Below are 26,884 nucleotides of genomic sequence, written 5' to 3'. Positions count from 1 at the left end.
GGGCCGGGGCACGGACCACGGGGGCTGTCCCCCGACGCGGAGGAGGTGGCGACGCCGCTCGGGCCGCTGCCGTTCGGGAAACCCCGCTACAGCCCGCCCGCCACCCGCAGGATCGCACCCGTCGTGTACGAGGCGTCGTCCGACAGGAGCCAGGCCACCGCACCGGAGATCTCCTCCGGCCGGCCCGCGCGGCCCATGGGGATGACGTCGGCCATCCAGGCCGGGCGCTGCGGGTCCTCGTGGAAGTCGGTCCAGACCACACCCGGAGCGACACCGTTCACGCGGATGCCGTCCGCCGCCACCTCCTTGGACAGGCCGACGGTCAGGGCGTCGACGGCCGCCTTCGTCGCCGCGTAGTGGACGTACTGCCCCGGACTGCCGAGGGTCGCCGCCGACGACGAGATGTTGACGATCGCACCCCCGCCGGACGCGGTCATGTCCCGTACGGCACGGCGCGCGCACAGCAGATAGCCGAGGACGTTGACCGCGAGGGCGCCCCGCATGCCGTCGGGGTCGGCCTCGGCCAGTGGCCCGTTGGGGCCGCTGACGCCCGCGTTGTTCACCAGCCCGGTGACCGGGCCGAGTTCGGCGGCCGCCGCGTCGAAGAGCCCGTCGACCGCGGCGGCGTCGGAGGTGTCCACGGCCACCGTCAGACAGCGCCGGCCCGCGTCCACGACGGCGTCCGCCACTTTCTCGGCCGCCGCGCGGTCGGACCGGTAGCCGATGACGACGTCATGGCCCTCCAGGGCCAGCCGCCGGCAGACGGCGGCGCCGATCCCGCGGCTGCCGCCGGTCACCACCGTGATCCTCCGCCCGTTCCGCACGATCGCCTCTCCTCACGACACGAACCATCAGTGTGACGGCAGAGGGGGCCACTCCCGCTCTCCCGCGCCTACGGCACCCTCGGTCGCCGCCAGGACATGACTCGCCCAAGAATCTCCCACGGCTCGCTCGGGACAAGAGCCTTCAGGACAACGGGAACTGACGGTGAGCACCTCGCACGGCTCATCCGGCGAAGCAGACGTGTCGCCGCCGATCGGGTCATCCGAAGAACGCCGCTCAGGACGGCTCTCCTCCGGGCGAACCCGACGAATCGGCAGGTCAGAGAAGCCGGACCGCCCTCGGGCGATCGCCAGGGCGGCCGCAGGACGGGGCCCCGGCCATGGGCCGGGCGTGCTCCCCGGGTGGTGCGCTCGCCCCATCGGATTGACGGTGGATCACGTCGCACCGGGTTTTTGCCTGCTGACAAGAGGTCAGCTGCCTGGTTCTGACGGAAGGACTCCCACAATGCGATCTGCCCGCATGCTCCTGGCCGCTGCGACGGCCACCGCCGCTCTCGCAATCGCCGCCCCCGGCGCGTACGCCGTCTCGGCCGGCGACTGGGACCACAGCGACTCCTCTTCCTCCTCGTCCTCCTCCAGCAAGGAGAAGGAGGACTCCGGCTACGGCAAGGAGAAGGAAGACTCCGGCTACGGCAAGGAGAAGGAGGACTCCGGCTACGGCACCGAGCACGAGAGCGACCACGGCAAGCCCACCTGGCACCACCAGAAGCCGGAAGGCGGCGTGCACACCGGCGGCGGTGCGCTGACGTCCGTCACGACGGACGACTCCGCCAAGGGCGACAAGAAGTACGACCCGGAGACCTACAAGGACAAGGACTCCTCGAGCTCCGACCACAGCAGCGGATCCTGGGACTCCGGGACGGACAAGGGCTCGTGGGACTCGGGCAGCAAGGGCTCGTGGGACTCGGGCAGCAAGGAGTCCGGCGACAAGCCGCACGGCGGCGTGCACACCGGCGGCGGCGGTCTCGCCACGTCCTCCGGTGTCACGGCCGGCGGAATCGGCGTCCTGGGCCTCGCGGCCGCGGGCGTGTACATGCTGCGCCGTAGGAACGCCGCGGGTGGTGTGGCCTGACCATGCCTGACGACATAGCGGTCCGGGCCGCCACCCGCTCCCCCCGTGGCGGCCCGGCCGGTCTCTCCTCCGGCTTCTGACGACGTTGCCGTTCCTGCCGGTCTTGCGCCCGCTTCTGGGCCTCCTGCTGCTTCTGCGTCTCCTGCTGTTTCTGCCGACCTTGCCGTTCCTGCCGGCTCTACTGCTGTTGCCGGTCCTGCCGGACCTGCCGGACCTTCCCGGTCCTGCTTCTGCCGCTGCTTCCGTTGCCCGTCCTGCTGTTCCCGCCGCTCCCGCCCAGTCCGCTCCGCTGCCCCGACCCGATGAGGTGGTGCCCGATGGCAGCCCGGTTGTCCTCTCCCGCCGAGACCCCGCACCCGTCACCCGAGCGGACCTTCAGACGTCGTGCCACATGGGTCGTGTGGTGCGCCGGTCTCGCGGTCCTGGTGGCCACGAACGTGCTCCACCGCCAGGACCAGCCGTCCGGTCCCGCCTCCCCTGCCGCGGCGGCCCCCGCGCACTCGCACGCGCCCGTGTCCTCGCCCTCGCCCTCGCCCGTGTCCTCGGCCTCGGCCTCGCCCTCGAACGACCGCCCGGCGGCGAAGCATCTCCCACGGGCCGAGCCGATCCGGCTGCACATCCCGAAGATCTCGGTGGACGCGCCCTTCACCGACCTCACCATCGACGCCACGGGCAAGCTCGAGGCCCCGCCCGCGAACGACACGAACCTGGTCGGCTGGTACGCCAAGGGCGTCTCCCCCGGTGAGGCGGGGACGGCGATCATCGCCGGGCACGTCGACACGAAGACCTCCGCCGCCGTGTTCGCCGGTCTCGGAGACCTGGAGAAGGGCGACAAGTTCAGCGTCGAACGGTCCGACGGCCGGACGGCGTCCTTCGTCGTCGACAGCGCCGAGACCTTCGCGAAGGACGCCTTCCCCGACGACAGGGTGTACGCCGACGCTCCCGACGCCGAGGTCCGCCTGATCACCTGCGCCGGCAACTACGACCGCACCGTCAAGGACTACACCGACAACCTGGTGGTCTTCGCCCATCTCGTCTGAGCGGGCGGGCGGTCCGGCTACCGCCCTGAACGGGCGACGAACACCTGCCACTCGGCGCTCTCGTGATGCGCGACCAGCAGGTCTTAACGCAAGCTTGACGCCTGAGGCCCATGGACGCTTGGGCCCGTGGATCACTCTCTGCATACGCTGATGGGCGCCGTCTCCTCGATGGCCGGAACCGTTCGAAGAGACGTACGTCAGGAGAGCCACCGATGGCCAGCACCGAGCCCGTCCCGCCGAGTCGCTTGCGGGCTTGGATGCTGGAGGGCCTGTCCGACATGGGCAAGGGCAAGGGCCGCCAGCTGCCGCAGCCGGCCGCCGAGCCCGCGCCCGTGCACAAGGGACAGCGCTGGTGGCGCGTCATGTGCCTGACCGGCGTCGACTACTTCTCCACCCTCGGTTACCAGCCCGGCATCGCCGCCCTCGCGGCCGGACTCCTGTCCCCCATCGCGACCATCGTGCTCGTCATCGTCACTCTGGCGGGGGCGCTGCCCGTCTACCGCCGCGTCGCGGAGGAGAGCCCGCACGGCGAGGGCTCCATCGCGATGCTGGAACGCCTGCTCTCCTTCTGGAAGGGCAAGCTGTTCGTCCTCACCCTGCTCGGCTTCGCCGCCACCGACTTCCTGATCACCATCACCCTCTCGGCGGCCGACGCCTCCACCCACCTGGTGGAGAACCCCCATCTGAACAGCGCCCTGCACGACAAGCAGATGGTGATCACCCTGTTCCTGGTGGCCCTGCTGGGCGCGGTCTTCCTCAAGGGCTTCCTGGAGGCGATCGGCGTCGCGGTGGTCCTGGTGGCCATCTACCTCGCGCTCAACGTCGTGGTCGCGGCGTCCGGAGTCTGGCAGGTGATCACCCACGAGTACGTCGTCACCGACTGGACCACCGCCCTGACCGCCGAACACGGGAACGTCTTCGCGATGATCGGGGTGTCCCTGCTGGTCTTCCCCAAGCTCGCGCTCGGCCTGTCCGGCTTCGAGACCGGTGTGGCGGTCATGCCGCATGTGGAGGGCGACCCCGGCGACACCGAACAGAAGCCGGCCGGCCGGATCCGCGGCGCGAAGAAGCTGCTCACGACGTCCGCCGCGATCATGAGCGTCTTCCTGATCGTGACCAGCTTCATCACCACCGTGCTGATCCCGGAGAAGGAGTTCGAGCCGGGCGGCCAGGCCAACGGCCGCGCCCTCGCCTATCTGGCCCACGAGTACCTCGGCAACGCCTTCGGCACGGTCTACGACGTCTCCACGATCTGCATCCTGTGGTTCGCCGGCGCCTCCGCCATGGCCGGGCTGCTCAACCTCATGCCGCGCTATCTCCCGCGCTACGGCATGGCCCCGCACTGGGCCCGCGCCGTCCGCCCCATGGTGATCGTCTTCACCCTGATCGCGTTCCTGGTCACCTGGATCTTCGACGCCGACGTCGACGCGCAGGGCGGCGCGTACGCCACCGGTGTCCTCGTCCTGATCAGCTCCGCCGCCATCGCCGTCACCATCGCCGCCCGCAAGGCCCGCCAGAAACACTGGACCACCGCCTTCGCCGTCATCTCGGCGGTATTCCTCTACACGACCGTCGTGAACGTCATCGAACGCCCCGACGGTGTGAAGATCGGCGCCTGCTTCATCGCCGGAATCATGCTCGTCTCCTTCCTCTCCCGGCTCGCCCGCGCGTTCGAACTGCGCGTGACCAGCATGTCCATGGACGACATGGCCGAGCGGTTCGTACGGGACATCGCGAGCCGGCGGATCCGTTTCATCGCCAACGAGCCCGACAAGCGCGACATCACCGAGTACCGCGAGAAGATCGAGCAGATCCGCGCCGACCACGACCTCCCGCCCCAGGAGGACTTCGTCTTCCTGGAGGTCACCGTCGGCGACCCCTCCGAGTTCGAGTCCGTCATGAACGTACGCGGCGAAGTGCTGCACGGCCGCTACCGCGTCATCACCCTGGAATCCGCCTCCATCCCCAACGCCCTCGCAGCCCTGCTGCTCTACGTCCGCGACACCACGGGCAGCATTCCGCACATCTACTTCGAGTGGACCGAGGGCAGCCCCTTCACCAACTTCCTGCGCTTCTTCCTCTTCGGCCAGGGTGAGGTCGCCCCCGTCACCAGGGAAGTCCTGCGCGAGGCCGAACCCGACCGCGCGCGCCGGCCACGGGTGCACGTCGGCTGACCCGCCCGGGGCCGGGCCCGGTGAAGTCCGGAGCAGCCACGTCCGACACACCGCGAAGAGGTGAGAGGCCGGTATGAAGGCCCGTCGCGGGCCCGCTCACCAGGTCGCACGCCGCCCCCGGCTTGGCAGACTGGTCAGGTGCCCCAGAACGTACTGCTCGCCGAGGACGACCGCGCCATCCGCCATGCCCTGGAAAGGGCACTGACACTGGAGGGCTACACGGTGACAGCCGTGGCCGACGGGGTGGAAGCGCTGGCCCAGGCCCACCGCACCCCGCCGGACGTCCTCGTCCTCGACGTCATGATGCCCGGCATCGACGGCCTCCAGGTCTGCCGCGTGCTGCGCGCCGAAGGCGACCGCACCCCGATCCTGATGCTCACCGCGCTCGTCGAGACCGCCGACCGCATCGCCGGCCTCGACGCCGGCGCCGACGACTACGTCGTCAAGCCGTTCGATGTCGAGGAGGTCTTCGCCCGGCTGCGCGCCCTGCTGCGCCGCACCGGGAACGGCGCCCTCGACGACGACGCGCCGGCCCCCGCGCCCCGGGAACCCCGGACGTCCGGTGCGCAGATCTCCGCGGCCGGGCTGCGCATGGACATCCAGGCCCGCCGCGTCTGGCGCGGCCGGCGCGAGCTGGAACTGACCCGCACCGAGTTCGAGCTCCTCGAACTGCTCGTCCGCAACGCGGGCATCGTCCTCGACCACTCCACCATCTACGACCGGATCTGGGGCTACGACTTCGGCCCCGGCTCCAAGAACCTCGCCGTGTACGTGGGCTATCTGCGGCGCAAGCTCGACGAGCCGGGCGCCCCGGCGCTGATCCACACCGTGCGGGGCGTGGGATACGTCCTGAGGGAGGACTGAGTGCGCCGACGGCTGCGGCAGGTGTCCTCGCTGCGGGCCACCTTCACCGTGTCCTTCGCGGCCGTCGCCGCCGCCGTCACCGTCCTGGTCGGCTTCCTGAGCTACGACGCCGCCGCGCGGCTGGTGCGGGTCGACCAGCAGACCGTCTTCGCCGAGGTGGTGCAGGACCTGCGCGACCAGGTCCGTGAACATCCCTTGCACCCGGGCGACTTCGCCCCCTCGGACCCGGACCGCGACGGGCCCCTCGACGACATCATCCGGCCCAGCCGCACCGACGTGCAGGTGCTCGGGCCCGGCGGCGTGATCGTCGACCACGGCGTTCCGCCCCTGCCCGTGAACGGCCAGGACCGGGCGGTCGCAGGCGCCGCCGAGGCGGGCGGGCTGATGGAGCACAAGGACGTCGACGTCACCGGCGACCGCTACCGGCTGGCGACCGTCTCGCTCGGCGGCGGACGGGGTGCGGTGCAGGTCGCCCAGCAGTTCAGCGACACCGAGGATCTGCTCCGGGAGCTCCAGCAGCGCACGGTGCTGCTCGTCGGGGCCGTCGTGATCGCCGCGGGGCTGTTCGGCTGGTGGCTGGCCCGGCGCATCACCCGGCGTCTGGTGCGGCTCGCCGGGGCCGCGGAGGACGTGGCGCGCACCGGACGTCTCGGCATCCAGGTGCCGGTCACCGGGTACGACGAGGTGGCCCGGCTCGGCCGCTCCTTCGACCGGATGCTCGGCCGTCTCGCCCAGTCCGAGGAGGACCAGCGCCGCCTGGTCCAGGACGCGGGACACGAACTCCGTACGCCGCTGACCTCCCTGCGTACGAACATCTCGATGCTCCGCCGGATCGACGAACTGCCGCCCGGCGCCCGTGAGGAACTCGTCGCCGATCTGGCGCTGGAGTCCCGGGAACTGACCGACCTGGTCAACGAACTGGTCGCCCTCGCGGCCGGCCGGTCGGACACCGAGCCCGTACGGCGGCTCGACCTCGCCGAACTCGCCGAGGACGTCGCGGTCGTCGCGCGCCGCCGCACCGGCCGGGACATCACCGTCCGGGCCACCGGCGACACCGCGGTCGACGGCCGCCCGACCGCCCTCCAGCGCGCGGTCTCCAACCTCGTGGAGAACGCCACCAAGTTCGACCGGGGCGGAACGGCGCCGATCGAGGTCGTGGTGACAGGCCCGGCCCCCACCGACATCCCCGCACCCTTTACGAGCCCCACGAGTTCAGCCGCCTCAGCCGCCCCTGCCGCCTCCACGGGCGGTCACGCACCGGTCCGCGTCGAGGTGCTCGACCGCGGTCCCGGCATCGGCGACGACGACCTCGTACGCGTCTTCGACCGCTTCTACCGGGCCGCCGACGCCCGCAGCCTCCCCGGCTCGGGCCTGGGCCTGTCGATCGTCCGCGAGATCTCCGCAGCCCACGGAGGCACCCCGTTCGCCCACCCGCGAGAGGGCGGCGGCACGGTGATCGGCTTCACAGTGGAAAGCGCCGAGGCGCCCGCCTGACCGAAGCACCCGCGGGTCCGGTGCAGCCCTTCACGCGCGTGAAAATCCAGCCCCTCCGGCGTTCGAGGAGCTGGGCCAAGTCCCAGCCCCTCCGGCGTTCGAGGAGCGGGGTCTGGGGCGGAGCCCCGGGTACGGGTCGGGCAGGGGCGGAGGGGGCGAGGAAACCCGTTACACCCGAAGCGCCGCGAGCTGTTCCTCGAACGGCACCACGTGGAAACCGTCCGCCCGGCCAGGCGCAGGCTGAGCGGGGACAGCCACTTCGGGCCCGGCCTGAACCGCGACGGAGGCGGAAGCCGAGGCCGAGGCGACGGTCAGCGCTGTCATCAGGGCAAGAAGCTCACCGGCCGCCCGCTCGATCCGCTCGGAGAGCCCCTCCGCCCCCCAGTCCTCCGAAGCCGCGTACACCCCGGTAGGCACGACCACCGCCCGCAGATACGCGAACAGCGGCCGCAGCGCGTGTTCGAGGACGAGCGAGTGCCGCCCGGTCCCCCCGGTGGCCCCGATCAGCACCGGCTTGCCCGCCAGCGCGTCCTTGTCGAGCACGTCGAAGAAGGACTTGAACAGCCCGCTGTACGAGGCGGAGAACACCGGCGTGACGACGATCAGCCCGTCCGCCGAGGTCACGTCGTCGATCGCGGCGGACAGCGCCCGTCCGGGGAAGCCGTTGGTGAAGTTGTGGGCGATCTCGACGGCGAGGTCGCGCAGTTCGACGACCCGCAGGTCCACCGGACCGGGCGCCCGGCCGGCGGTCGCGGCCGCCAGCCGGTCGGCCAGCAGCCGCGTGGACGACGGGACACTCAGCCCCGCCGAGACGACGACGAGCTTCATACGGCGGTCACCTCTTCCTTGGCGGCGGCCACCCGGGCCGCGTGGGTCGGCGCGTCCGGCACCTCGGCCGGCCGCCCCTTGGCGAACTCCTCGCGCAGCACCGGCACGACCTGCTCGCCGAGGAGGTCGAGCTGCTCCAGGACGGTCTTGAGCGGCAGCCCGGCGTGGTCCATCAGGAAGAGCTGGCGCTGGTAGTCACCGGCGTACTCGCGGAAGGCCAGCGTCTTCTCGATGACCTGCTGCGGCGAGCCGACGGTCAACGGCGTCTGCTCGGTGAAGTCCTCCAGCGACGGCCCGTGCCCGTAGACCGGCGCGTTGTCGAAGTACGGCCGGAACTCCCTTACGGCGTCCTGCGAGTTGGCCCGCATGAACACCTGGCCGCCGAGGCCGACGATCGCCTGCTCGGCTGTTCCGTGCCCGTAGTGCGCGTACCGCTCGCGGTAGAGCTCGACCATCTTCTTGGTGTGGTCGGCGGGCCAGAAGATGTTGTTGTGGAAGAAGCCGTCGCCGTAGTACGCGGCCTGCTCGGCGATCTCCGGCGAGCGGATGGAGCCGTGCCAGACGAACGGCGCGACACCGTCCAGCGGGCGCGGGGTCGACGTGAACGACTGGAGCGGCGTACGGAACTTGCCCTCCCACGTCACCACGTCCTCGCGCCACAGGCGGTGCAGCAGCGCGTAGTTCTCGACGGCGAGGTTGATGCCCTGCCGGATGTCCTGCCCGAACCAGGGATAGACCGGCCCCGTGTTGCCGCGCCCCATCATCAGGTCGACCCGTCCGTCCGCGAGGTGCTGGAGCATCGCGAAGTCCTCGGCGATCTTCACCGGGTCGTTGGTGGTGATCAGCGTCGTGGACGTGGACAGAACGAGCTTCTCGGTGCGTGCCGCGATGTAGCCGAGCATCGTGGTCGGGGACGACGGCACGAACGGCGGGTTGTGGTGCTCGCCGGTCGCGAAGACGTCGAGGCCGACCTCCTCGGCCTTCAGCGCGATGGCGACCATGGCCTTGATGCGCTCGTGCTCGCTCGGCTCCCGGCCCGTGGTCGGGTCCGGTGTCACATCGCCGACGCTGAAGATCCCGAACTGCATGGTCACTCACCCTCCACCTTGTTGATTGTTCAACTATACCGTCGAACCACCACCCCACCTCAGGTATTCCGGCCCCGCCGGAAGCCCGTCCCGGAGAACCGCGACGCGGCCCGCACCGCGCAGCCCACCCCAAAGGGCCACGACGTCGGCCGCACCACACGGCCCGCCCCCAAGGCCCACGGCGCCCGCCGCACCACGACCGCCGGCACACCCGTCCTATATCCCACTTGACCGCACCGCGCCCCATGCCCGACATTTGTCTGCGTGACACAGATACTGCATGACGCTCACAAAAAGACGGAGCACCCGCCCGCTCCCATCCGCTGGGCGATCCTCGGCGTCGTCCTCGCCGCCGACGTCCTGGACCTCCTCGACGGCACCATCACCAACATCGCCGCCCCGACCATCGCCCGCGACCTCGGCGGCGGCACCGCCCTCATCCAGTGGCTCGGCGCGTCCTACGCCCTCGCGCTCGGCGTCCTGCTCGTGCTCGGCGGACGGCTCGGCGACAAGTACGGCCGCCGCCGGCTCTTCCTGACCGGCCTCGCGGGCTTCACCGCGGCCTCGGTCGCCTGCGGCCTCGCACCCACGCCGGGAACCCTCGTCGCCGCCCGCCTCCTCCAGGGCGCGTTCGGCGCGCTCGTCATCCCCCAGGGCTTCGGCATCCTCGGCGCGACCTGGCCCCGGGACCAGATCGGCAAGGCCTACAGCCTGTTCGGACCGGTGATGGGCCTGTCCGCCGTCGGCGGCCCGGTCCTCGCCGGATTCCTCATCGACGCCGACCTCGCCGGTCTCGGCTGGCGCCCGATGTTCCTCATCAACCTCGTCCTCGGCGGCGCCGCACTCCTCGCCGCCGCCCGCCTGCTCCCCCGCGACACCGGCGACCGTGCCACCACCGTCGACATCCCCGGCTCCGCCCTCCTCGCCGCCACCATGCTCGCCCTGCTCACCGGCCTCATCGAGGGCTCCGCCCGCGGCTGGAACGCGCTCCCCGTCCTGCTCCTGCTCGCCGGCCTCGCGCTCTTCGCGGCGTTCTGCCACCGCCAGCGGACCGCACCCACCCCCCTGATCCAGCCCTCCCTCCTGCACAACCGCGGCTTCACCTCGGGACTGGTCCTCGGCGTCGTCTTCTTCGCCGCGGTCGCCGGCCTCCTCTACGTCGTCTCCCTCTTCCTCCAACAGGGCCTCGGCCGCTCCCCCGCGGCTGCCGCGCTCGCCCTGACCCCCCTGTCCGCGGGCATCGTCATCGCCTCGATCGCCTGCTACCGCCTGATCGCCCGCCTGGGCCGCCGCCTCGTCCTCATCGGCTTCCTCGTCACCCTCGCCGGGACGGCCCATCTGCTCGCCCTGATCACCATCTCCGGCACGGACACCGGCGGCTGGGCCCTGGTCCCCCCGCTGTTCGTCATCGGCCTCGGCATGGGCGCCTGCTTCGGCTCGCTGTACGACGTCACCATCGGCGACATCGCACCCGCGGAGGCCGGCAGCGCGGGCGGCTCACTCGGCGCGGTCCAGCAGCTCGCCAACGCGATCGGAGCCGCCGCCGTCACCACCGTCTACTTCCGGACCGACGGCGGCGGGACCCACGCCACCACCGTGAGCCTCACCGTCGTGGCCGCCATCACCCTCCTGTGCTGCCCCCTCGTAGCCCTGCTCCCCCTCAAGGCACCGGAGCAGCACCACTAGGACCTGTCCGGTCGATCACCGGGCCGCCGGCTAGGGCACGAGGACCAGCCGGCCCCGCAGTCCGCCCTCCGCCAGCCGCGCGTGCGCCTTGACGGCCTCGTCGAGCGCGTACGTCCCGGCGACACGGGTCGTCAGCGCCCCCTCGTCGACGAGCGCCACCAGCTCCGCGAGCCGGGCCCCGTCGGCGGCGACCTCCACGGCACTCGTCCGCACCCCGCGCACGGACGCCGGGTGGGCCCCCGGGATGACACCCATGAAGGCGCCCCCGTCCCGCACCCAGTCCAGGGCGTCCGCGCCCAGGATCGCCGCGTCCAGCACGGCGTCCACGCTCCGCGGAGCCACCCCGCCCGAGACGAACCGGTCCGCCCCCAGGGACCGTACGAGCTCCTCGTCGCCCGCGCGGGCCAGCGCGGTCACGCTCACCCCGAGCCGGGCGGCGAGCTGCACGGCATACCCGCCGACCGCTCCCGCGGCACCGGTGATCAGCAGGTTCTGCCCCGGCTCCAGGCCCAGCCGGTCCAGGGCCTGGGCCGCGGTCAGCGCGTTGAGCGGCAGGCTCGCCGCGTGCACCACGTCGACCGAGCGGGGCGCCGCGGCCACCGCGTCGGCGTCGACGACCACGAGATCGGCGTGCGTGCCGAGGTTCTTGGCGGTCCCGTACGCCAGCGCCACCACCTCGTCACCCACGTTCCACCCCGAGGCGACCCCGACCGCCTCCACCACACCCGCCACGTCCCAGCCGAGCCCCAGTCGCTTCCCGGCACCCCCGAAGACACCGGCGCGCACCCCGGCGTCCACGGGGTTGACCCCGGCCGCCGCCACCTTGATCCGCACCTGCCGGGCCCCCGGCTCCGGCAGGGCGACCTCGACGATCTCCACGGCCTCCGGACCACCGAACGACGACACAACCGCTGCACGCATCACAGCTCACCCCATCTGTAGGTCATCCACGGGTCTCTCACCCGCCACAACAACCCTAGGAAGAGCTACTATCCATTGGTAAGTAGGCACCTGAAGGTGCGTACGTCACCCGGAGGTGAGTCATGGCGACCACGACGGCGGCCCAGCGGCGCCACCAGGCCCGCGTCGAGTACGACGCGTTCCTCAAGGGCTGCCCCACCAACCAGCTCCTGGACCGCATCAGCGACAAGTGGGTCAGCCTGATCGTGAGCGCGCTCGCCCAAGCGGGCGGCCCGATGCGCTACAGCGACCTCGGCCGCAAGATCGCCGGAGTGAGCCCCAAGATGCTGACGCAGACCCTGCGCTCCCTGGAGCGCGACGGCATCCTCTCCCGCACGGTCACCCCGGCGGTGCCGGTCCGCGTCGACTACGAACTCACGCCGCTGGGCACGCATCTGAGCTGCCTGCTCACCGCCGTCAAGGACTGGGCGGAGCACCACATCGAGGAGGTCGTCGAGGCCCGCGAGCGTTACGACGCCTCGTCCGAGGCGTCCTAAAAGTCCCCGGACCTCAGCCGCGCGACCTGTTCGGCACTGAGGTCGACCGTGCGCCGCATGTGCCCGATGATCAGGGCCACCTCGTCGTCGTCGAGCCCGTCGAACAGGCCGTACCACCCGGCGCCCAGCCGGTCCCACATCCGCCCGAACTCGGCGATCTTCTCCGGCACGGTCGCCACCAGCACCCGCCGCCGGTCGACCACATCGCGCTCCCGCACGACATAGCCCGCCTTCTCCAACCGGTCCACCAGCCGCGTGGCCGACCCGGTCGTGAGCCCCGTCATCTCGGCGATCCGCCCGGTGGTCACGGGCCCGTCCTCCAGGCTGAGCAGGTTCACGCACTGCACGTCCGTCGGATGCAGCCCGACGTGGTCGGCGAGAGCCTGGTTGAACAGCGCGTACGAGGCCATGTACCGGCGCGACACGACCGCCAGCTCCCCCAGCAGCCGCCCTCGCGGTTCCCCAGCCGTGGCCATACGGCCCCCTTCCACCAGCCCAGCCAAAATCGTACGCCGCACCGCCCCCGCCCCTGGCAACCAGCGTTCCCGCCGGCCTTCCTTCGCCCCCTCCGCCCCTACCCGACCCACCCCGGGGCTCCGCCCCAGACCCCGCTCCTCAAACGCCGGAGGGGCTGAATCTTGCCCCGCAGCCAAAAAACGGCCCGGCCGGACTGGATCTCGCACCCGCAGCCGGGATCCGACGGAAGGGGCCGTGCCGGTACATCGATGCCCGTCGCCACCGACGGCCACGCCTCATCCAACGGCGACGGGCTGATGCACCGGCACGGCCCCGACCCACCCACCGAACCCGCACCGCACCGCACCGCACCCGCGAACGCCAGCGCAGCGACATCGTCCTGACACAGTGACCCCATGCTCATCGCCCGCTCCGCCCTCCTCTTCGTCCTGGCCGCCCTCCTGGAGATCGGCGGCGCCTGGCTCGTCTGGCAGGGCGTACGCGAACACCGCGGCGGACTCTGGATCGGCGCCGGGATCATGGCCCTGGGCCTGTACGGCTTCGTGGCCACCCTCCAGCCCGACGCCGAGTTCGGCCGCGTCCTGGCCGCGTACGGCGGAGTCTTCGTGGCCGGCTCCCTCGCCTGGGGCGTGGTCGCCGACGGCTACCGCCCCGACCGCTGGGACATCACCGGCGCCCTGATCTGCCTGGCCGGAGCAGCGGTGATCATGTACGCCCCACGGGGCGGCAACTGACCCCCACCTATCCTGGCCGGAGACACCACAGAGACCGAAGACACGCAGACACCGCAGACACCGCCAAGGAGCAGCCGTATGACCCCCGCCGCCGCGTCCCGTATCGCCGTCATCACCGGTGCAAGCAGCGGAATCGGCGCCGCGACGGCCCGGCAGCTCGCGGCCGAGGGCTACCGCGTCGTCCTCACGGCCCGCCGCAAGGACCGCATCGAGGCGCTGGCGGAGGAGATCACCGCGGCGGGCGGCCAGGCGACCGCGTACGCCCTGGACGTCACGGACCGCACCGCGGTCGACGAGTTCGCGTCGGCGTTCAAGACGATCGGCGTACTGGTCAACAACGCGGGCGGCGCACTCGGCGCCGACCCGATCGCGACGAGCGACCCGGCCCAGTGGCGCCAGATGTACGAGACGAACGTCATCGGCACCCTGAACATCACCCAGGCCCTCCTCCCGGCGCTCACCGCCAGCGGCGACGGCACGGTCGTCGTCCTGTCCTCCACGGCGGGCCACGGCACGTACGAGGGCGGCGGCGGCTACGTGGCCGCCAAGCACGCCGAGCACGTGCTCGCGGAGACGCTGCGCCTGGAGATCGTCGGCACGCCGGTCCGGGTCATCGAGGTGGCCCCCGGCATGGTCAAGACCGAGGAGTTCGCCCTCACGCGCTTCGGCGGCGACACCGAGAAGGCGGCCAAGGTCTACGCCGGCGTCGCCCAGCCCCTCACCGCCGACGACGTCGCCGAGACCATCACGTGGGCCGTCACCCGCCCCAGCCACGTGAACATCGACCTGCTCGTCGTCCGCCCCCGCGCCCAGGCGTCGAACACGAAGGTCCACCGGGAACTGTGACCACGAACGAGTCACCTTCGCCCCAGCCCCCGAAGCCACCGCCCCCGGCCGGCGAACAGGCCCGCCTGGCCCTGGAGAAGAAGCGCGAACGCTACGTCTGGTACTACCTGGCGTACTTCCTCTTCGGCATCCACATCGTGGCCTTCGTCATGATCTACGCGGTCCTGAGCACGAAGTGACGCGAAGGGCCCGAGCCGTCAACGGCTCGGGCCCTCAAGGCGGTTGGACGGCGAGCGACCTGACGTCGCGCGCCGCGCCTCAACCCTTCACGCAGACAACCTGCTTCAGCTTCGCCACGACCTGTACGAGGTCGCGCTGCTGCTCGATGACCTGCTCGATCGGCTTGTACGCACCCGGGATCTCGTCCACGACGCCGGAGTCCTTGCGGCACTCCACGCCCCGCGTCTGCTCCTCGAGGTCCTTCGTCGTGAACCGGCGCTTCGCGGCGTTCCGGCTCATGCGCCGACCCGCCCCGTGCGAAGCCGAGTTGAAGGCCTTCTCGTTCCCGAGCCCCTTCACGATGTACGAGCTGGTGCCCATCGAGCCCGGAATGATCCCGTACTCGCCGGAGCCTGCACGAATCGCGCCCTTGCGCGTGACGAGCAGGTCCATTCCCTCGTACCGCTCCTCCGCAACGTAGTTGTGGTGGCAGGAGATCTCCGTGTCGAAGGTCGGCTTCGCCTTCTTGAACTCCCTGCGAATCACGTCCTTGAGGAGCGCCATCATGAGCGTGCGGTTGTACTTGGCGTACTCCTGGGCCCAGTAGAGGTCGCTCCGGTAGGCCGCCATCTGGGGCGTGTCGGAAACGAAGACAGCGAGGTCGCGGTCGACCAGTCCCTGGTTGTGCGGGAGCTTCTGCGCGACACCGATGTGGTACTCGGCGAGTTCCTTGCCGATGTTCCGCGAACCGGAGTGCAGCATCAGCCAAACCGAACCTGACTCATCAAGACAGGTTTCGATCATATGATTTCCGGATCCAAGCGTTCCCATCTGTTTCACAGCCCGGTCCTGGCGGAACTTCACCGCATCCGCCACCCCGTCGAACCGCCCCCAGAAGTCGTCCCACCCGGCGGTGGGCAGGCCGTGGAAGCCGTCCGGGGTGACCGGGGAGTCGTGCATCCCCCGGCCCACCGGGATCGCCTGCTCGATCTTCGAGCGGAGCCGCGAGAGGTCGCCGGGCAGGTCGTTGGCCGTGAGGGAGGTCTTGACCGCGGACATTCCGCAGCCGATGTCGACACCCACCGCCGCCGGGCACACCGCGTCCTGCATCGCGATCACGGAGCCGACCGTCGCGCCCTTGCCGTAGTGAACGTCCGGCATGACGGCGAGGCCCTTGATCCAGGGAAGGGTCGCCACGTTCTGGAGCTGGCGGAGCGCGACGTCCTCGACCGAGGCGGGGTCGGCCCACATGCGGATGGGTACCTGCGCCCCCGGCATCTCTACGTACGGCATATCGTCCTCTATCCCCAGAAAAACAGCAGAAGTCTTAAATCGCAAAACCGGTGCCTAGGTCGACGTATGGGACAACGGACCGGCGTCCACGGCTGTGCGTGCGATACACATTGTCTCCAGGGGTCGCCCCCGTGCGGCAACCGAATAACCACAGGACACCCGGGCCGAAGGGCCGTCGGGAACCGTCGAGAGGAGCCTGACCGTGCAGCGGAAGGCGTATGTATCTGGCGCCGCCGTGCTCCTCGCGGCAGTGCTGGCGGGCTGCACGGGCGGTTCCGGCGTGGGGAGTTCGGCTCCGGACTCCAAGGGCGGCGACACGGGCACGACGGCCGCGGTGGCCCAGCCCGGCAAGTACCGCACCCTCCCGGAGGCGTGCGGCGCGGCCGATCACGACACGCTCGACGCACTGCTGCCCGGCATCCAGGAGACGACCGACGAGACCCAGCAGGAGAAGGCGTACGCGGGCGAGGCCACGCTCACGTACGACACGGACCGGCGCGACGGCTGCGACTGGAAGGTGGCCTCCGCCACCGCCACCGATCACCTCTTCGTCGACTTCGAGCGCGTGGTCTCGTACGACAACACGGTGAGCGACGAGAGCAAGGCCGAGGAGCTCTACGCCGCCAGACAGACGGCGGCCGACCTCCCGGAGCCCACCGCGTCCGCGTCCGGCGACGCCTCCCCGAGCCCGAGCCCGAGCCCGAGCGGCAGCACCGTCGGCCCGGCCGACGCCGGCAACGGCGCCGTCGGCGACGACGTCTCCGGCGCCCCTTCCTCCCCCGCCTCCCCCTCCGCCTCGCAGCCCCCGGCCGATCTCCAGCCGCGCGTGCTGGACGATCTCGGCGACGAGGCGTTCCTCGACGACAAGCCGAGCACCGGCTCGTCGACGGCTCAGCAGCGCACGGTGGCTGTGGTGTTCCGCACGTCCAACGTGATCGTGACGATCGAATACTCCGAGCAGCCGACGGCTTCCGCGAACACCCCCGACAGCAAGGAAATGCAGGACAACGCGCGGAAACTGGCCCAGGAGCTGGCCTCCCGGCTCAACGGCTAGCGGCCCCGCGGGTGCTGGGGGCACCCCGGCGCAAACCCCCCGAACGGGAACCGCCCTGGCGCCCCACCGCGTACCGTGGCCCCTCGGACCCGAGCGGTCGCACGCCCCATGTGCGGCCGTACCACGAGCGCCACGAGTGAAGGAACCATGCACCGACCAGTACAGCGAGCAGGCCGAGCACAGCGACTCACCCGCATCCTTGTCAGCGCGGCCGCCGTCCCGGTGATACTCGTCGTCGCGGGCTGTTCCTCGGACTCCGGCTCCGGTGACGACGCGCAGAAGGACGCGAGCGCGGCTCCGGGAGCGACGGTGTCCGAGAGCCCCTCGACCCCCGCCGTCCAGCCCGCCGCGTACACGACGTTGCCCAAGGCGTGCTCGGTGCTGTCGAAGAAGACGCTGGACGAACTCATACCCAAGGGCTCCAAGTCGGGCAAGTCCGGCAAGCTGGACGAGCCGAAGCAGCGCGGCAACTGCAACTGGACCAGCCTCGACAACAACGGGGTGAAGGGCTCTCAGTTCCGCTGGCTGAACGTGGCGCTGCTGCGCTTCGACTCGGACGCGCGCGGCTCGGCCGACGAACAGGCTCACGCGTACTTCCAGAAGCAGGTCGCGGCCGCCCAGACGGTGACGGGGGCGCTGGACAGCAAGTCCGCGCCGGTCGCCGGTACGGGCGACGAGGCGACGGCCGTGCGGTACGGCCTGAAGAAGAAGGAAGGCTCCTTCAAGCAGCAGACGATCGTGGCGCGCGTCGAGAACGTGGTCGTGACGCTCGACTACAACGGCGCCGGACTCGCGGGTGAGAAGACCCCGGACCCGGCCACACTGCTGAAGGCGGCCGAGAAGGCCGCGAAGGAGGCGGTGGCCTCGGTGGCCGCCGCGAACGGGGACGGCGCCGCGGCGGGCACGGGCTCGCCGGATCCGGCCTCCTCGTCGAAGGCTCCGTCCTCCTCGAAGGCGCCGTCGGCCTCGCCGTCCAAGAGCGCCGCCGGGAGCACGTCCACGACCGGCTCCAAGATCGCCTCGCCGTCACAGTCGGCGGCGAAGAAGAGCTGACCCGGCCACGACCGGAGACGGGGACCGATTCGGGGCCCCGGCAGACAAGTTCACGGGGCCCGGTTCCCTCCGGAACCGGGCTCCTTCCATACCGCGCATCCGTACGCCACACACATGTGCCACTCTGTTGCGCGCAACAACATGCAAGGGGAGGGGAGTACAGGTGGCCGCGCCCATACAGCTCACACGGATGCACAAGATTCTCATCAGCGTGGTCGTCGCCGGTGCGCTCGTCATCGCCGGAATCGGCTTCGCCGGTTCGTACGCGGCGGTCCGTGAGCTGGCGCTCCAGAAGGGGTTCGGGAACTTCTCGTACGTCTTCCCGATCGGCATCGACGCGGGTATCGGCGTCCTGCTCGCCCTCGACCTGCTGCTGACCTGGATCCGCATCCCGTTCCCGATGCTGCGCCAGACGGCCTGGCTGCTGACGATGGCGACGATCGCTTTCAACGGCGCGGCGGCCTGGCCGGACCCGCTGGGTGTCGGCATGCACGCCGTCATCCCGGTCCTGTTCGTGGTCTCGGTCGAGGCGGCCCGCCACGCGATCGGCCGCATAGCCGACATCACGGCCGACAAGCACATGGAGGGTGTCCGCCTCACCCGCTGGCTGCTCTCCCCCATCCCGACGTTCCTGCTGTGGCGCCGGATGAAGCTGTGGGAGCTGCGCTCCTACGAGCAGGTCATCAAGCTGGAGCAGGACCGTCTGGTCTACCAGGCCCGCCTGCACTCCCGCTTCGGCCGCGCCTGGCGCCGCAAGGCCCCCGTCGAGTCGCTGATGCCGCTGCGCCTGGCCCGCTACGGCGTGCCCCTCGCGGAGACGGCCCCGGCGGGTCTCGCCGCGGCCGGCATCGAGCCCGCGCTGCTGCCTCCGGCGCCCGCGCCCGCACCGGTCCAGGTGTCCGTCCCGGCCGCCGCCCCGCCGGCTCCCGAGCTTCTGAAGCTGGAGTCGAACGGAGGCGGCGAGCGGCAGCCGCAGGCCGCGTACATCCAGCAGGGCCAGGGACCGGGTCAGGGCCAAGGTCAGGATCAGGGTCCGTATCAGGGCCAGGGGCAGGGACAGGGACAAGGCCAGTACCAGGGCCAGGGCCAGTACCCGGGGCAGGCGCAGGAGCCGGAGTTGAACCCCTGGTTCGCCCCCCCGGTCGATCCCCAGGAGATCCCGTACGACGGCGGCTACGACCCGTCGTACGCGGCGGAGGTGCAGTACCAGCAGTGGTTCGCCGAGCAGGAGGCGCAGGCCTACGAGCCCGGCCCCGAGGAGACGGGCACCTTCCCCATCCCGGCGGGTCCCGGCCGTACGCGCCAGCTCGGTGAGGGCGGCGGCCCTGAGCAGCTGCCGATCCCGTCCCCGCGGGAGGAGCAGTCGCCGGTCCTGGACGAGAAGGCCCGGGAGGAGCAGTACTACCAGGTGTTCCGTCAGTCGATAGACGGCAGTTTCCCCACGCCTCGGGTGCTGGGCGACAACATCGAGGCCACGTACGGGACGACGCTCGGCAGCGCCGTGCTCAAGAACCTCACGGAGCGCTTCCAGAACCGTTTCAGCGCGGAGCTGGAGGAAGACCACATCGCGTAGGCGGGTCGGCGCACAAGCGCGGCACGCACAAGGCGATACAAGGCTGTACGAGGAAGGGGCGCCCGGTGATCACCGGGCGCCCCTTCCTCGTACCCCGTGGGGCCGTGTGCCGTTACGCGCTGAGCAGCTTGCGCACCCGGTCCTGTCCCACGGCCAGCAGCAGCGTGGGCAGGCGCGGCCCGGTGTCGCGGCCGACGAGCAGGTGGTAGAGCCGGGCGAAGAAGGTGCGCTGGGCGACCTTGATCTCGGCGGGGAGTTCCTTGGCGGTGGCGTCGGCGGGGAAGCCCGCCTGCACCTTGGGAACGCCGTAGACGAGGTGGGTCAGGCCGTCCAGGGACCAGTTCGCCTCCAGTCCTTCGAGGAGCAGGCGCAGCGATTCGCGGCCCTGGTCGTCGAGGGACTTCAGGAGCTCGGCGTCGGGCTCGTCGCGGACGACGGTGCGCTCCTCGGCGGGGACCTGGGTGTTGATCCAGGTCTCGGCCTTGTCGAGCCGGGGCCGGACCTCGTCCAGGGACGTGAGCGGGTTCTCGGGGTCGAGTTCGCTCAGGATGCGCAGGGTCTGGTCCTCGGCGCCGGCGGTGATGTCGGCGACGGAGGCGAGGGTGCGGTACGCCATCGGGCGGGGGGTCCTGGGCAGGTCCCCGGCGGCGGTGCCGACGGCACGGCTGTACGCGGCGGCGTCGGCCGGGAGGACCGAGCCGTCGGCGACCTTGCCGGCGAGCTTGTCCCACTCGTCGTAGAGCCGCTGGATCTCCTGGTCGAAGGCGATCTTGAACGACTGGTTGGGGCGACGGCGGGCGTACAGCCAGCGCAGCAGCTGCGGCTCCATGATCTGGAGCGCGTCGGCCGGGGTGGGGACCCCGCCCTTGCTGCTGGACATCTTGGCCATGCCGGAGATGCCGACGAAGGCGTACATCGGGCCGATGGGCTGCTTGCCGCCGAAGAGCCCGACGATCTGGCCGCCGACCTGGAAGGAGGATCCCGGGGAGGAGTGGTCGACGCCGCTCGGCTCGAAGACGACGCCTTCGTAGGCCCAGCGCATGGGCCAGTCGACCTTCCAGACGAGCTTGCCGCGGTTGAACTCGCTGAGCTGGACGGTCTCGGCGAAGCCGCAGGCGGAGCAGGTGTACGACAGTTCCGTCGTGGTGTCGTCGTAGGCCGTGACGGTGGTCAGGTCCTTCTCGCAACTCCCGCAGTAGGGCTTGTACGGGTAGTACCCGGAGGCGGAGCTGCCGTCGTCCTCGGCGGCGGCGCCCGAGCCCTCGGCGGCTTCGAGTTCGGCCTCGTCGACCGGCTTCTGGCCCTGCTGCTTCTTGGCGGGGGCCTTCTTGGTGCGGTACTGGTCGAGGATCGCGTCGATGTCGCCGCGGTGCTTCATCGCGAACAGGATCTGCTCGCGGTAGGTGCCCGCGGTGTACTGCTCGGTCTGGCTGATCCCGTCGTACTCGACGCCGAGTTCGGCCAGCGCCGCGGTCATGGCGGCCTTGAAGTGCTCGGCCCAGTTCGGGTAGGCGGAGCCGGCGGGGGCCGGGACGGAGGTCAGCGGCTTGCCGATGTGCTCGGCCCAGGACTCGTCGACGCCCGCGACGCCCGCCGGGACCTTGCGGTAGCGGTCGTAGTCGTCCCAGGAGATCAGGTGGCGCACGGTGTGCCCGCGGCGGCGGATCTCGTCGGCGACGAGGTGCGGGGTCATGACCTCGCGGAGGTTGCCGAGGTGGATCGGGCCGGACGGGGAGAGCCCGGACGCGACGACGACAACCGGTGCGGTGGCGCCAGAGTCTTTCGCGCCCGGGGCCCGCCGCTCCGACTCCTCGATGACCTCATCCGCGAAACGGGAGACCCAGTCGGTGGTCTCGGTGCTCTGAGCCACGATGCGCACGTCCTTCTTTCTCATACGCCGGTACAGCTGACGCGACCATTCTCCCAGCTCGGCCCTCAACCGCGAAAACGGCTTTTCACCGCGTGGGATACTGGCTTTCCTTGTACTCAGAGTCTCCGTATTCAGAGTCTCCGGAACCCGAGCAGAACGGCAGCCACTCCATGGCCTCGGTCACGTCCCTCACCGCTTCCGTCCATCAGCGCCTCGCGGACGCCCTCTCGGCAGCTCTGCCCGAGGCCGGCTCCGCGGACCCGCTGCTGCGCCGAAGCGACCGGGCCGACTTCCAGGCCAACGGGATCCTGGCCCTCGCCAAGAAGGCGAAGGCGAACCCGCGCGAGCTGGCGACGCAGGTCGTGGCCCGGGTCGAGTCGGGTGAGGTGATCAAGGACATCGAGGTCTCCGGGCCCGGCTTCCTGAACATCACGATCACCGACCGGGCGATCGTCGAGAACCTGGCGGAGCGGTACGCGGACGGTGAGCGCCTCGGGGTGCCCCTCGCGGAGCACCCGGGCACGACGGTGATCGACTACGCGCAGCCGAACGTGGCGAAGGAGATGCACGTCGGTCATCTGCGGTCCGCGGTGATCGGTGACGCGGTGGTGCAGATCCTGGAGTTCACCGGCGAGTCCGTCGTGCGCCGGCACCACATCGGCGACTGGGGCACGCAGTTCGGCATGCTCATCCAGTATCTGATCGAGCACCCGCACGAGCTGGACCACAAGGGCGGCGAGGTCTCCGGCGAGGAGGCCATGTCGAACCTGAACCGGCTCTACAAGGCGGCGCGGACCTTCTTCGACTCCGACGAGGAGTTCAAGACGCGGGCGCGGCGCCGGGTGGTGGACCTCCAGGCGGGTGAGCCCGAGACGCTGGCCATGTGGCAGAAGTTCGTGGACGAGTCGAAGATCTACTTCTACTCGGTCTTCGACAAGCTGGACATGGAGATCCACGACGCCGACGTGGTGGGCGAGTCGGGCTACAACGACATGCTGGACGAGACGTGCCGCCTCCTGGAGGAGTCGGGCGTGGCGGTCCGTTCGGACGGCGCGCTGTGCGTGTTCTTCGACGACGTGAAGGGCCCGGACGGCAACCCGGTGCCGCTGATCGTGAAGAAGTCGGACGGCGGCTACGGCTACGCGGCGACCGACCTGTCCGCGATCCGGGACCGTGTCGTCAACCTGAAGGCCGACAGCCTGATCTACGTGGTGGACGCCCGGCAGTCCCTGCACTTCAAGATGGTCTTCGAGACCGCGCGCAGGGCCGGCTGGCTGAACGACGACGTCGAGGCCCACCAGCTCGCCTTCGGCACGGTGCTGGGCAAGGACGGCAAGCCGTTCAAGACCCGTGAGGGCGAGACGGTCCGGCTGGTCGACCTGCTCGACGAGGCGATCGACCGGGCGACGGCCGTCGTGCGGGAGAAGGCCGAGAAGGTGGGCCTGAGCGAGCGGGAGATCGAGGAGAACGGCCGGTACGTCGGCATCGGTGCCGTGAAGTACGCGGACCTCTCCACGTCCGCCGTGCGGGACTACAAGTTCGACCTGGACCAGATGGTGTCGCTGAACGGCGACACGTCCGTGTACCTCCAGTACGCGTACGCCCGTATCCGGTCGATCTTCGGCAAGGCCGGCGAGCGTACGCCGCTGGCGCACCCGGAGCTCGAACTGGCCCCGGCGGAGCGGGCGCTCGGTCTGCACCTGGACCGGTTCGGCGAGACGCTGGAGGAGGTCGCCGCCGAGTACGCCCCGCACAAGCTGGCGGCGTACCTGTACCAACTGGCCTCGCTGTACACGACGTTCTACGACCAGTGCCCGGTCATCAAGCCGGCTCCGGAGCAAGAGGTCGCGGAGAACCGCCTGTTCCTCTGCGACCTGACGGCCCGCACGCTCCACCAGGGCATGGCCCTGCTGGGCATCAGGACGCCCGAGCGCCTCTGACACGCCGCGGGGGGCCTGGTTCAATCGGGGGGCCTGGTTCAGGCCCCCCGTGCCCAGGCCCGTTCACAGAGCGCCGGCACCGTCGGGCGGGGCCGCCTCGTCCTCGGGTGTGAACCGCCGGACCAGACGCGCCAGCGCGATCCGGCAGTTGACGGCCGTCTGGAGGGTGTTGCCGACCTGCCACGACTCCAGGGGCTTGTCGGGCCACCGCGGGGCCACCACTTCCATCTCGGGCCACAGCCGGGCCACCACGTCCATGACGACGGACCCGGGCCGTACGCCCACCCGATCCGCGGGCAGATCGGCGATCAGCTTCTCCACATCCGCGCGCCCCGTCCCCTCCGGCAGGTCCGGCAGCTCGGGCATCAACAGCCCGATCACGTCCACGGCGGCGAACTCGGCCGCCGCGTCGGCGTCCTTGAGCAGGGCGTCCACCGTGCCGCCGACGTGCACCAACCGACTCAGGAGCAGGACCAGCCCGGCCAGGTCGACACCGGAGCGGAGCATGGTGCGCTCCTGCGCGCACCACTCCCGGAGCACCGCCAGGCCCTGGCCGTGTGTGAACAAGGGATGCGGTTCGATCCATTCCCACGTGCTGAGCGAGGAGTACGAGCGGCCGTGGTTGCTGACGCGGCCCGACGTCTGGTCGAGCACGTCGCGCAGCAGCGCGCGTACTTCGGGCCCGAAGCGCGGGTCGGCCCACACATGCCGCATCTCGGGGCGGTGCACGACGGCCAGATCCTTCAGCTGGGCGGGCAGCAGCCGCTCAGGGGGATCGGCGAGCGGGACCCCGCATTCCAGGAAGAGGTCGATCAGATCGAACGGCAGGATTCTGCGGCAGCCGAGCCTGTCGGGCTCGTAGCGGATCTCCACCGGAACCTGCTCGGCGGCCAGCCTGGGTGCGATGCGGGACGCGATGTCGAGGAACGTCCGGTCCGGCCTGAAGTCCTGATCCGCGCAGAGACAGTCGGTCAGCCAGCGCGCGGCCTCCGCGGCCGTCACCCCGGGGAGTTCACCGCACAGCTGCGCCAGGGTGCCACTGCGCTCCAGCATGTCGAGCCACAGCCGGTTCTCCAGCTCACCGGCGTACGGCCGCTGCCGCAGCAGATCCGCGCGCACGGACTCCGGCTCTCGCTCGCACAGCAGGTCGAGGGCTCGGTCCGCGAGCGCGTCCAGCCAGAAGAGGTCGCCGTGCGACAGTCTCTTCCGCACCATCCGGGCCTCGCCCAGCACCGTGGCCAGTTCCTCCTCGGGGTCCAGCCCGGCGGCCTTGGCCACATTGCGCACGTCCAGCGCCATCTGCGAGTACAAACCGCCCCGCGCGTCCGCGGCGGCGGCCCACTTGATCATGACGGTGCGGAAGGCCACGGCCCGCTCGGGCGTGATCGCGCCCCCGCGGCTCAGTTCCCTCGCCCGCGCGCGCAGTGCGGGCACACCGATCGCCCCGGCCTCGGCGAACACGGCGTAGCGCGCGTCCAGCCAGTCCTGGTCCATCCCCGGGGTGTATTGCCGCTCGGCCTTGCGGGCGCGGCCGAAGTAGGCGATGGCCGTCCCCCGGGCGCGGTCGCGGCCGGGGGACAGATGCCTCTCGGCGACCTCGTCGAGGAACAGGGCGAGCAGCTTCGGCCGGGACTTCTCCAGCTCCTTGAAGAAACGGTCGGTGTTCGTCTTCCGCAGACCGGCCTCCCGCAGCCGGTCGACCTCCCCCAGGACCGCGTCCTCCTGGCCCGGAAACGCGGCGAGCGCCCTTTCGGGGAAGGGGAGTTCGCGTGAGCGGGCGTCTTCGCCGGTCTCGGGCACGCCGGTGCGGAATCCGCCGACCCGCTCCCACTCCTCGTGCGCCATCACCTTGTCCCGGTACGGCGCCACCTCCTCCGGCATGACCCGCACGATCCGGCGCCCGGTCACGGCGTGCGCGTACACCCGGGCGACCAGCCCGTCGTCCGGGGCCGGTCCGTCGGCGAGCGCGACTGCGGCTTCGGCGAGCGCGTCCCGCCACACGGGATCGCTCTCTCCCAGCTCCGCCGGCACCGCGACCCCGGCGAGCGCCCACTCCCGGGCCAGCTCGGCGCATTCGCTCCTGTGCTGCCCGAGCCGGCGCCTCAGCCTGCGCATCCGCTCCAGCTCGGGGTGTCCCTCCAGCGCCGCCGGCAGTTTCTTGAGCGCCCGCCCCCGCGGATCGCGCCACGCCACGAACTCCAGGTCCTCGTCCAGCCCGCCCGAGTACCCGTCCGCCTCAACACGCCACACCGGCACGGCAGTCCTCCCGTTTCCCTCACCCGCCGCCACTGTAGGGGCCGCCACCGACAGCGGGTCCCTGCCGCTCGGCGGACCGCGGGCACGCGAACGGGCACCCGCGGCCCGCGCGTTGTCAGTGGCGGCCCCTACAGTCACCGGCATGGCGACTCTTCCCAATCCGCTGCCGCGGCTGGCGGCAGACCCGAGCGGGCGCGCGCTCGGGCTTCAGCTCCCCGCCGGGAGACTCATCGACACGACCCACGACGGGACGTGGCACGAGCCGCTGCTGTGGCATGCCGAGGAGCGGGCGGTTCCCGGCGGCTGGGCGGTCCTGTCCGCCGCCCGGACCGCGGGGCTGCTGCCGGTGCTGCTGGACGTGGGCGGCCCGCAGAACGGCCCGGAGGACTGGGAGTTGATGCCCGACGAGATGTCGTATCCCGGGGATCACCACGCCGAGGAGGTGCTGGCGGAGTTCTGGGAGGAGTACGCGGCGGACGAACCCGAACCGGGCCGGGACTACCCCGGCAAGGAGAAGGTCGTCGAGGTCTTCGGGGAGCAGCCGGCCTTCGACGAGACGATCGCGCCGTACGGGCCCGTCTGGCCGGGCCAGGCCGCCGCGACCCCGCTCGACGCGGATCCGGACGCCCGCGCCGCCGAGATCGCCGACGCCCTGGCGCAGTCCGGCTCCTGGCTGAAGCAGCCCCGGCTCGCCCTGGTCCCGGCGCGCCGCAGCGCCGACATCCCGGCGGCCATCGGCTGGCCCGGCCCTCTGAACTACGAGAACGACGTGGCGCGCCTGTGCGCCGTGCTCCGCTCGTGGGAGGACCGCTTCGGGATACGCGTGGTGGCCCTGACCTTCGACCAGTTGGTGGTGTCCGTCGCGGCGCCGCCGACGACCGTGGCGGAGGCCGAGGCGGTCGCCGCCGAGCACTTCGCCTTCTGCCCGGACAACATCACCCAGGGCCACCACACGACCCTGCGCGAGTACGCCGACCAGGAGGTGCTGAACGAACGGGTGTGGTCCTTCTGGTGGGACTGACCGGTTCGTCCGGCCGTCGGGAAATTCCTCGGTCCGAAACGGGAACTCGAAAGCGGGCTTCGG

General features: G+C 70.9%; 23 protein-coding genes. 15 read left to right on the top strand and 8 right to left on the bottom strand.

Translation table 11 applies throughout. The features are described 5' to 3' along the window. Positions 1–86: 86 nt before the first annotated feature. Positions 87–824: an SDR family NAD(P)-dependent oxidoreductase gene (locus OG485_RS24750; RefSeq protein ID WP_328670755.1), complete on the bottom strand. Its 738-nt coding sequence runs from the start codon at positions 822–824 to the stop codon at positions 87–89. 463 nt (positions 825–1,287) lie between these two features. Between OG485_RS24750 and OG485_RS24745 the strand changes: the two genes are divergently transcribed. The 5 genes from OG485_RS24745 to OG485_RS24725 all read left to right on the top strand — a co-directional run bounded on the left by OG485_RS24745 (position 1,288) and on the right by OG485_RS24725 (position 7,486). Further along, the gene (locus OG485_RS24745; protein ID WP_328670754.1) at positions 1,288–1,914 is read left to right on the top strand and encodes a hypothetical protein; all 627 of its coding nucleotides are present in this window, start codon (positions 1,288–1,290) and stop codon (positions 1,912–1,914) included. Positions 1,915–2,231: 317 nt separating this feature from the next. Next, the gene (locus tag OG485_RS24740; RefSeq protein WP_328670753.1) at positions 2,232–2,954 is read left to right on the top strand and encodes a class F sortase; all 723 of its coding nucleotides are present in this window, start codon (positions 2,232–2,234) and stop codon (positions 2,952–2,954) included. Between the two features lie 212 nt (positions 2,955–3,166). Then, a complete protein-coding gene (locus tag OG485_RS24735; RefSeq protein WP_328670752.1) occupies positions 3,167–5,128 on the top strand; it encodes an amino acid transporter in 1,962 nt (653 codons plus the stop codon). 138 nt (positions 5,129–5,266) lie between these two features. Continuing rightward, positions 5,267–5,992, top strand: a complete 726-nt coding sequence (locus OG485_RS24730) for a response regulator transcription factor (RefSeq protein WP_328670751.1) — start codon at positions 5,267–5,269, stop codon at positions 5,990–5,992. Continuing rightward, a complete protein-coding gene (locus OG485_RS24725) occupies positions 5,993–7,486 on the top strand; it encodes a sensor histidine kinase (RefSeq protein ID WP_328670750.1) in 1,494 nt (497 codons plus the stop codon). 168 nt (positions 7,487–7,654) lie between these two features. Here the strand turns inward: OG485_RS24725 and OG485_RS24720 are convergent, their stop codons facing one another. Both OG485_RS24720 and OG485_RS24715 read right to left on the bottom strand, forming a co-directional pair. Then, positions 7,655–8,314, bottom strand: coding sequence for an FMN reductase (locus OG485_RS24720; RefSeq protein WP_328670749.1), 660 nt, complete (start codon positions 8,312–8,314; stop codon positions 7,655–7,657). After that, positions 8,311–9,402, bottom strand: a complete 1,092-nt coding sequence (locus tag OG485_RS24715; RefSeq protein WP_328674612.1) for an LLM class flavin-dependent oxidoreductase — start codon at positions 9,400–9,402, stop codon at positions 8,311–8,313. The genes OG485_RS24720 and OG485_RS24715 overlap by 4 nt, the downstream gene beginning before the upstream one ends. A gap of 264 nt (positions 9,403–9,666) precedes the next feature. Between OG485_RS24715 and OG485_RS24710 the strand changes: the two genes are divergently transcribed. Continuing rightward, a complete protein-coding gene (locus tag OG485_RS24710) occupies positions 9,667–11,088 on the top strand; it encodes an MFS transporter (protein ID WP_328670748.1) in 1,422 nt (473 codons plus the stop codon). A gap of 30 nt (positions 11,089–11,118) precedes the next feature. Here the strand turns inward: OG485_RS24710 and OG485_RS24705 are convergent, their stop codons facing one another. Next, on the bottom strand, positions 11,119–12,009 hold the full coding sequence (locus OG485_RS24705; protein WP_328670747.1) for an NADP-dependent oxidoreductase: 891 nt from the start codon (positions 12,007–12,009) through the stop codon (positions 11,119–11,121). Positions 12,010–12,131: 122 nt separating this feature from the next. On the opposite strand from OG485_RS24705, the gene OG485_RS24700 reads away from it, so the two are divergent. Next, on the top strand, positions 12,132–12,545 hold the full coding sequence (locus OG485_RS24700) for a winged helix-turn-helix transcriptional regulator (RefSeq protein WP_328670746.1): 414 nt from the start codon (positions 12,132–12,134) through the stop codon (positions 12,543–12,545). Here OG485_RS24700 and OG485_RS24695 read toward each other — a convergent pair. Further along, on the bottom strand, positions 12,542–13,021 hold the full coding sequence (locus tag OG485_RS24695) for a MarR family winged helix-turn-helix transcriptional regulator (protein ID WP_328670745.1): 480 nt from the start codon (positions 13,019–13,021) through the stop codon (positions 12,542–12,544). The genes OG485_RS24700 and OG485_RS24695 overlap by 4 nt on opposite strands. 396 nt (positions 13,022–13,417) lie before the next feature. Between OG485_RS24695 and OG485_RS24690 the strand changes: the two genes are divergently transcribed. The 3 genes from OG485_RS24690 to OG485_RS24680 all read left to right on the top strand — a co-directional run bounded on the left by OG485_RS24690 (position 13,418) and on the right by OG485_RS24680 (position 14,781). Further along, positions 13,418–13,756, top strand: coding sequence for a YnfA family protein (locus OG485_RS24690; protein WP_328670744.1), 339 nt, complete (start codon positions 13,418–13,420; stop codon positions 13,754–13,756). A gap of 78 nt (positions 13,757–13,834) precedes the next feature. Beyond that, on the top strand, positions 13,835–14,602 hold the full coding sequence (locus tag OG485_RS24685; RefSeq protein WP_326786252.1) for an SDR family oxidoreductase: 768 nt from the start codon (positions 13,835–13,837) through the stop codon (positions 14,600–14,602). Continuing rightward, the gene (locus OG485_RS24680) at positions 14,599–14,781 is read left to right on the top strand and encodes a hypothetical protein (RefSeq protein WP_328670743.1); all 183 of its coding nucleotides are present in this window, start codon (positions 14,599–14,601) and stop codon (positions 14,779–14,781) included. The genes OG485_RS24685 and OG485_RS24680 overlap by 4 nt, the downstream gene beginning before the upstream one ends. A 79-nt stretch (positions 14,782–14,860) precedes the next feature. Here OG485_RS24680 and OG485_RS24675 read toward each other — a convergent pair whose 3' ends face one another. Next, the gene (locus tag OG485_RS24675) at positions 14,861–16,054 is read right to left on the bottom strand and encodes an RtcB family protein (RefSeq protein WP_328670742.1); all 1,194 of its coding nucleotides are present in this window, start codon (positions 16,052–16,054) and stop codon (positions 14,861–14,863) included. Positions 16,055–16,256: 202 nt separating this feature from the next. Between OG485_RS24675 and OG485_RS24670 the strand changes: the two genes are divergently transcribed. The 3 genes from OG485_RS24670 (at position 16,257) to OG485_RS24660 (ending at position 19,734) form a co-directional block, all read left to right on the top strand. Beyond that, on the top strand, positions 16,257–17,108 hold the full coding sequence (locus tag OG485_RS24670; RefSeq protein ID WP_328670741.1) for a DUF3558 domain-containing protein: 852 nt from the start codon (positions 16,257–16,259) through the stop codon (positions 17,106–17,108). A 147-nt stretch (positions 17,109–17,255) separates the two neighbouring features. Beyond that, a complete protein-coding gene (locus tag OG485_RS24665; RefSeq protein ID WP_328670740.1) occupies positions 17,256–18,161 on the top strand; it encodes a DUF3558 domain-containing protein in 906 nt (301 codons plus the stop codon). A 163-nt stretch (positions 18,162–18,324) separates the two neighbouring features. Continuing rightward, a complete protein-coding gene (locus OG485_RS24660; protein ID WP_328670739.1) occupies positions 18,325–19,734 on the top strand; it encodes a DUF2637 domain-containing protein in 1,410 nt (469 codons plus the stop codon). Positions 19,735–19,846: 112 nt separating this feature from the next. Here OG485_RS24660 and lysS read toward each other — a convergent pair whose 3' ends face one another. Further along, entirely contained in the window at positions 19,847–21,613 is a 1,767-nt protein-coding gene (gene lysS / locus OG485_RS24655) for a lysine--tRNA ligase (RefSeq protein WP_328670738.1), read from the bottom strand. A gap of 161 nt (positions 21,614–21,774) precedes the next feature. Here lysS and argS point away from each other — a divergent pair, with 161 nt between their 5' ends. After that, positions 21,775–23,544, top strand: a complete 1,770-nt coding sequence (argS, locus tag OG485_RS24650; RefSeq protein ID WP_328670737.1) for an arginine--tRNA ligase — start codon at positions 21,775–21,777, stop codon at positions 23,542–23,544. 63 nt (positions 23,545–23,607) lie between these two features. Here the strand turns inward: argS and OG485_RS24645 are convergent, their stop codons facing one another. After that, a complete protein-coding gene (locus OG485_RS24645; RefSeq protein WP_328670736.1) occupies positions 23,608–25,800 on the bottom strand; it encodes a hypothetical protein in 2,193 nt (730 codons plus the stop codon). A 142-nt stretch (positions 25,801–25,942) separates the two neighbouring features. Here OG485_RS24645 and OG485_RS24640 point away from each other — a divergent pair, with 142 nt between their 5' ends. Next, positions 25,943–26,821: a DUF4253 domain-containing protein gene (locus OG485_RS24640; protein ID WP_328670735.1), complete on the top strand. Its 879-nt coding sequence runs from the start codon at positions 25,943–25,945 to the stop codon at positions 26,819–26,821. Positions 26,822–26,884: the final 63 nt, after the last annotated feature.

Origin of the sequence: Streptomyces sp. NBC_00328 (genome assembly GCF_036139655.1) — a bacterium.
Classification (GTDB): Bacteria; Actinomycetota; Actinomycetes; order Streptomycetales; family Streptomycetaceae; genus Streptomyces.
Note: the sequence above shows the minus strand (reverse complement) of the source record. Positions and strands in the feature narration are given on the sequence as shown.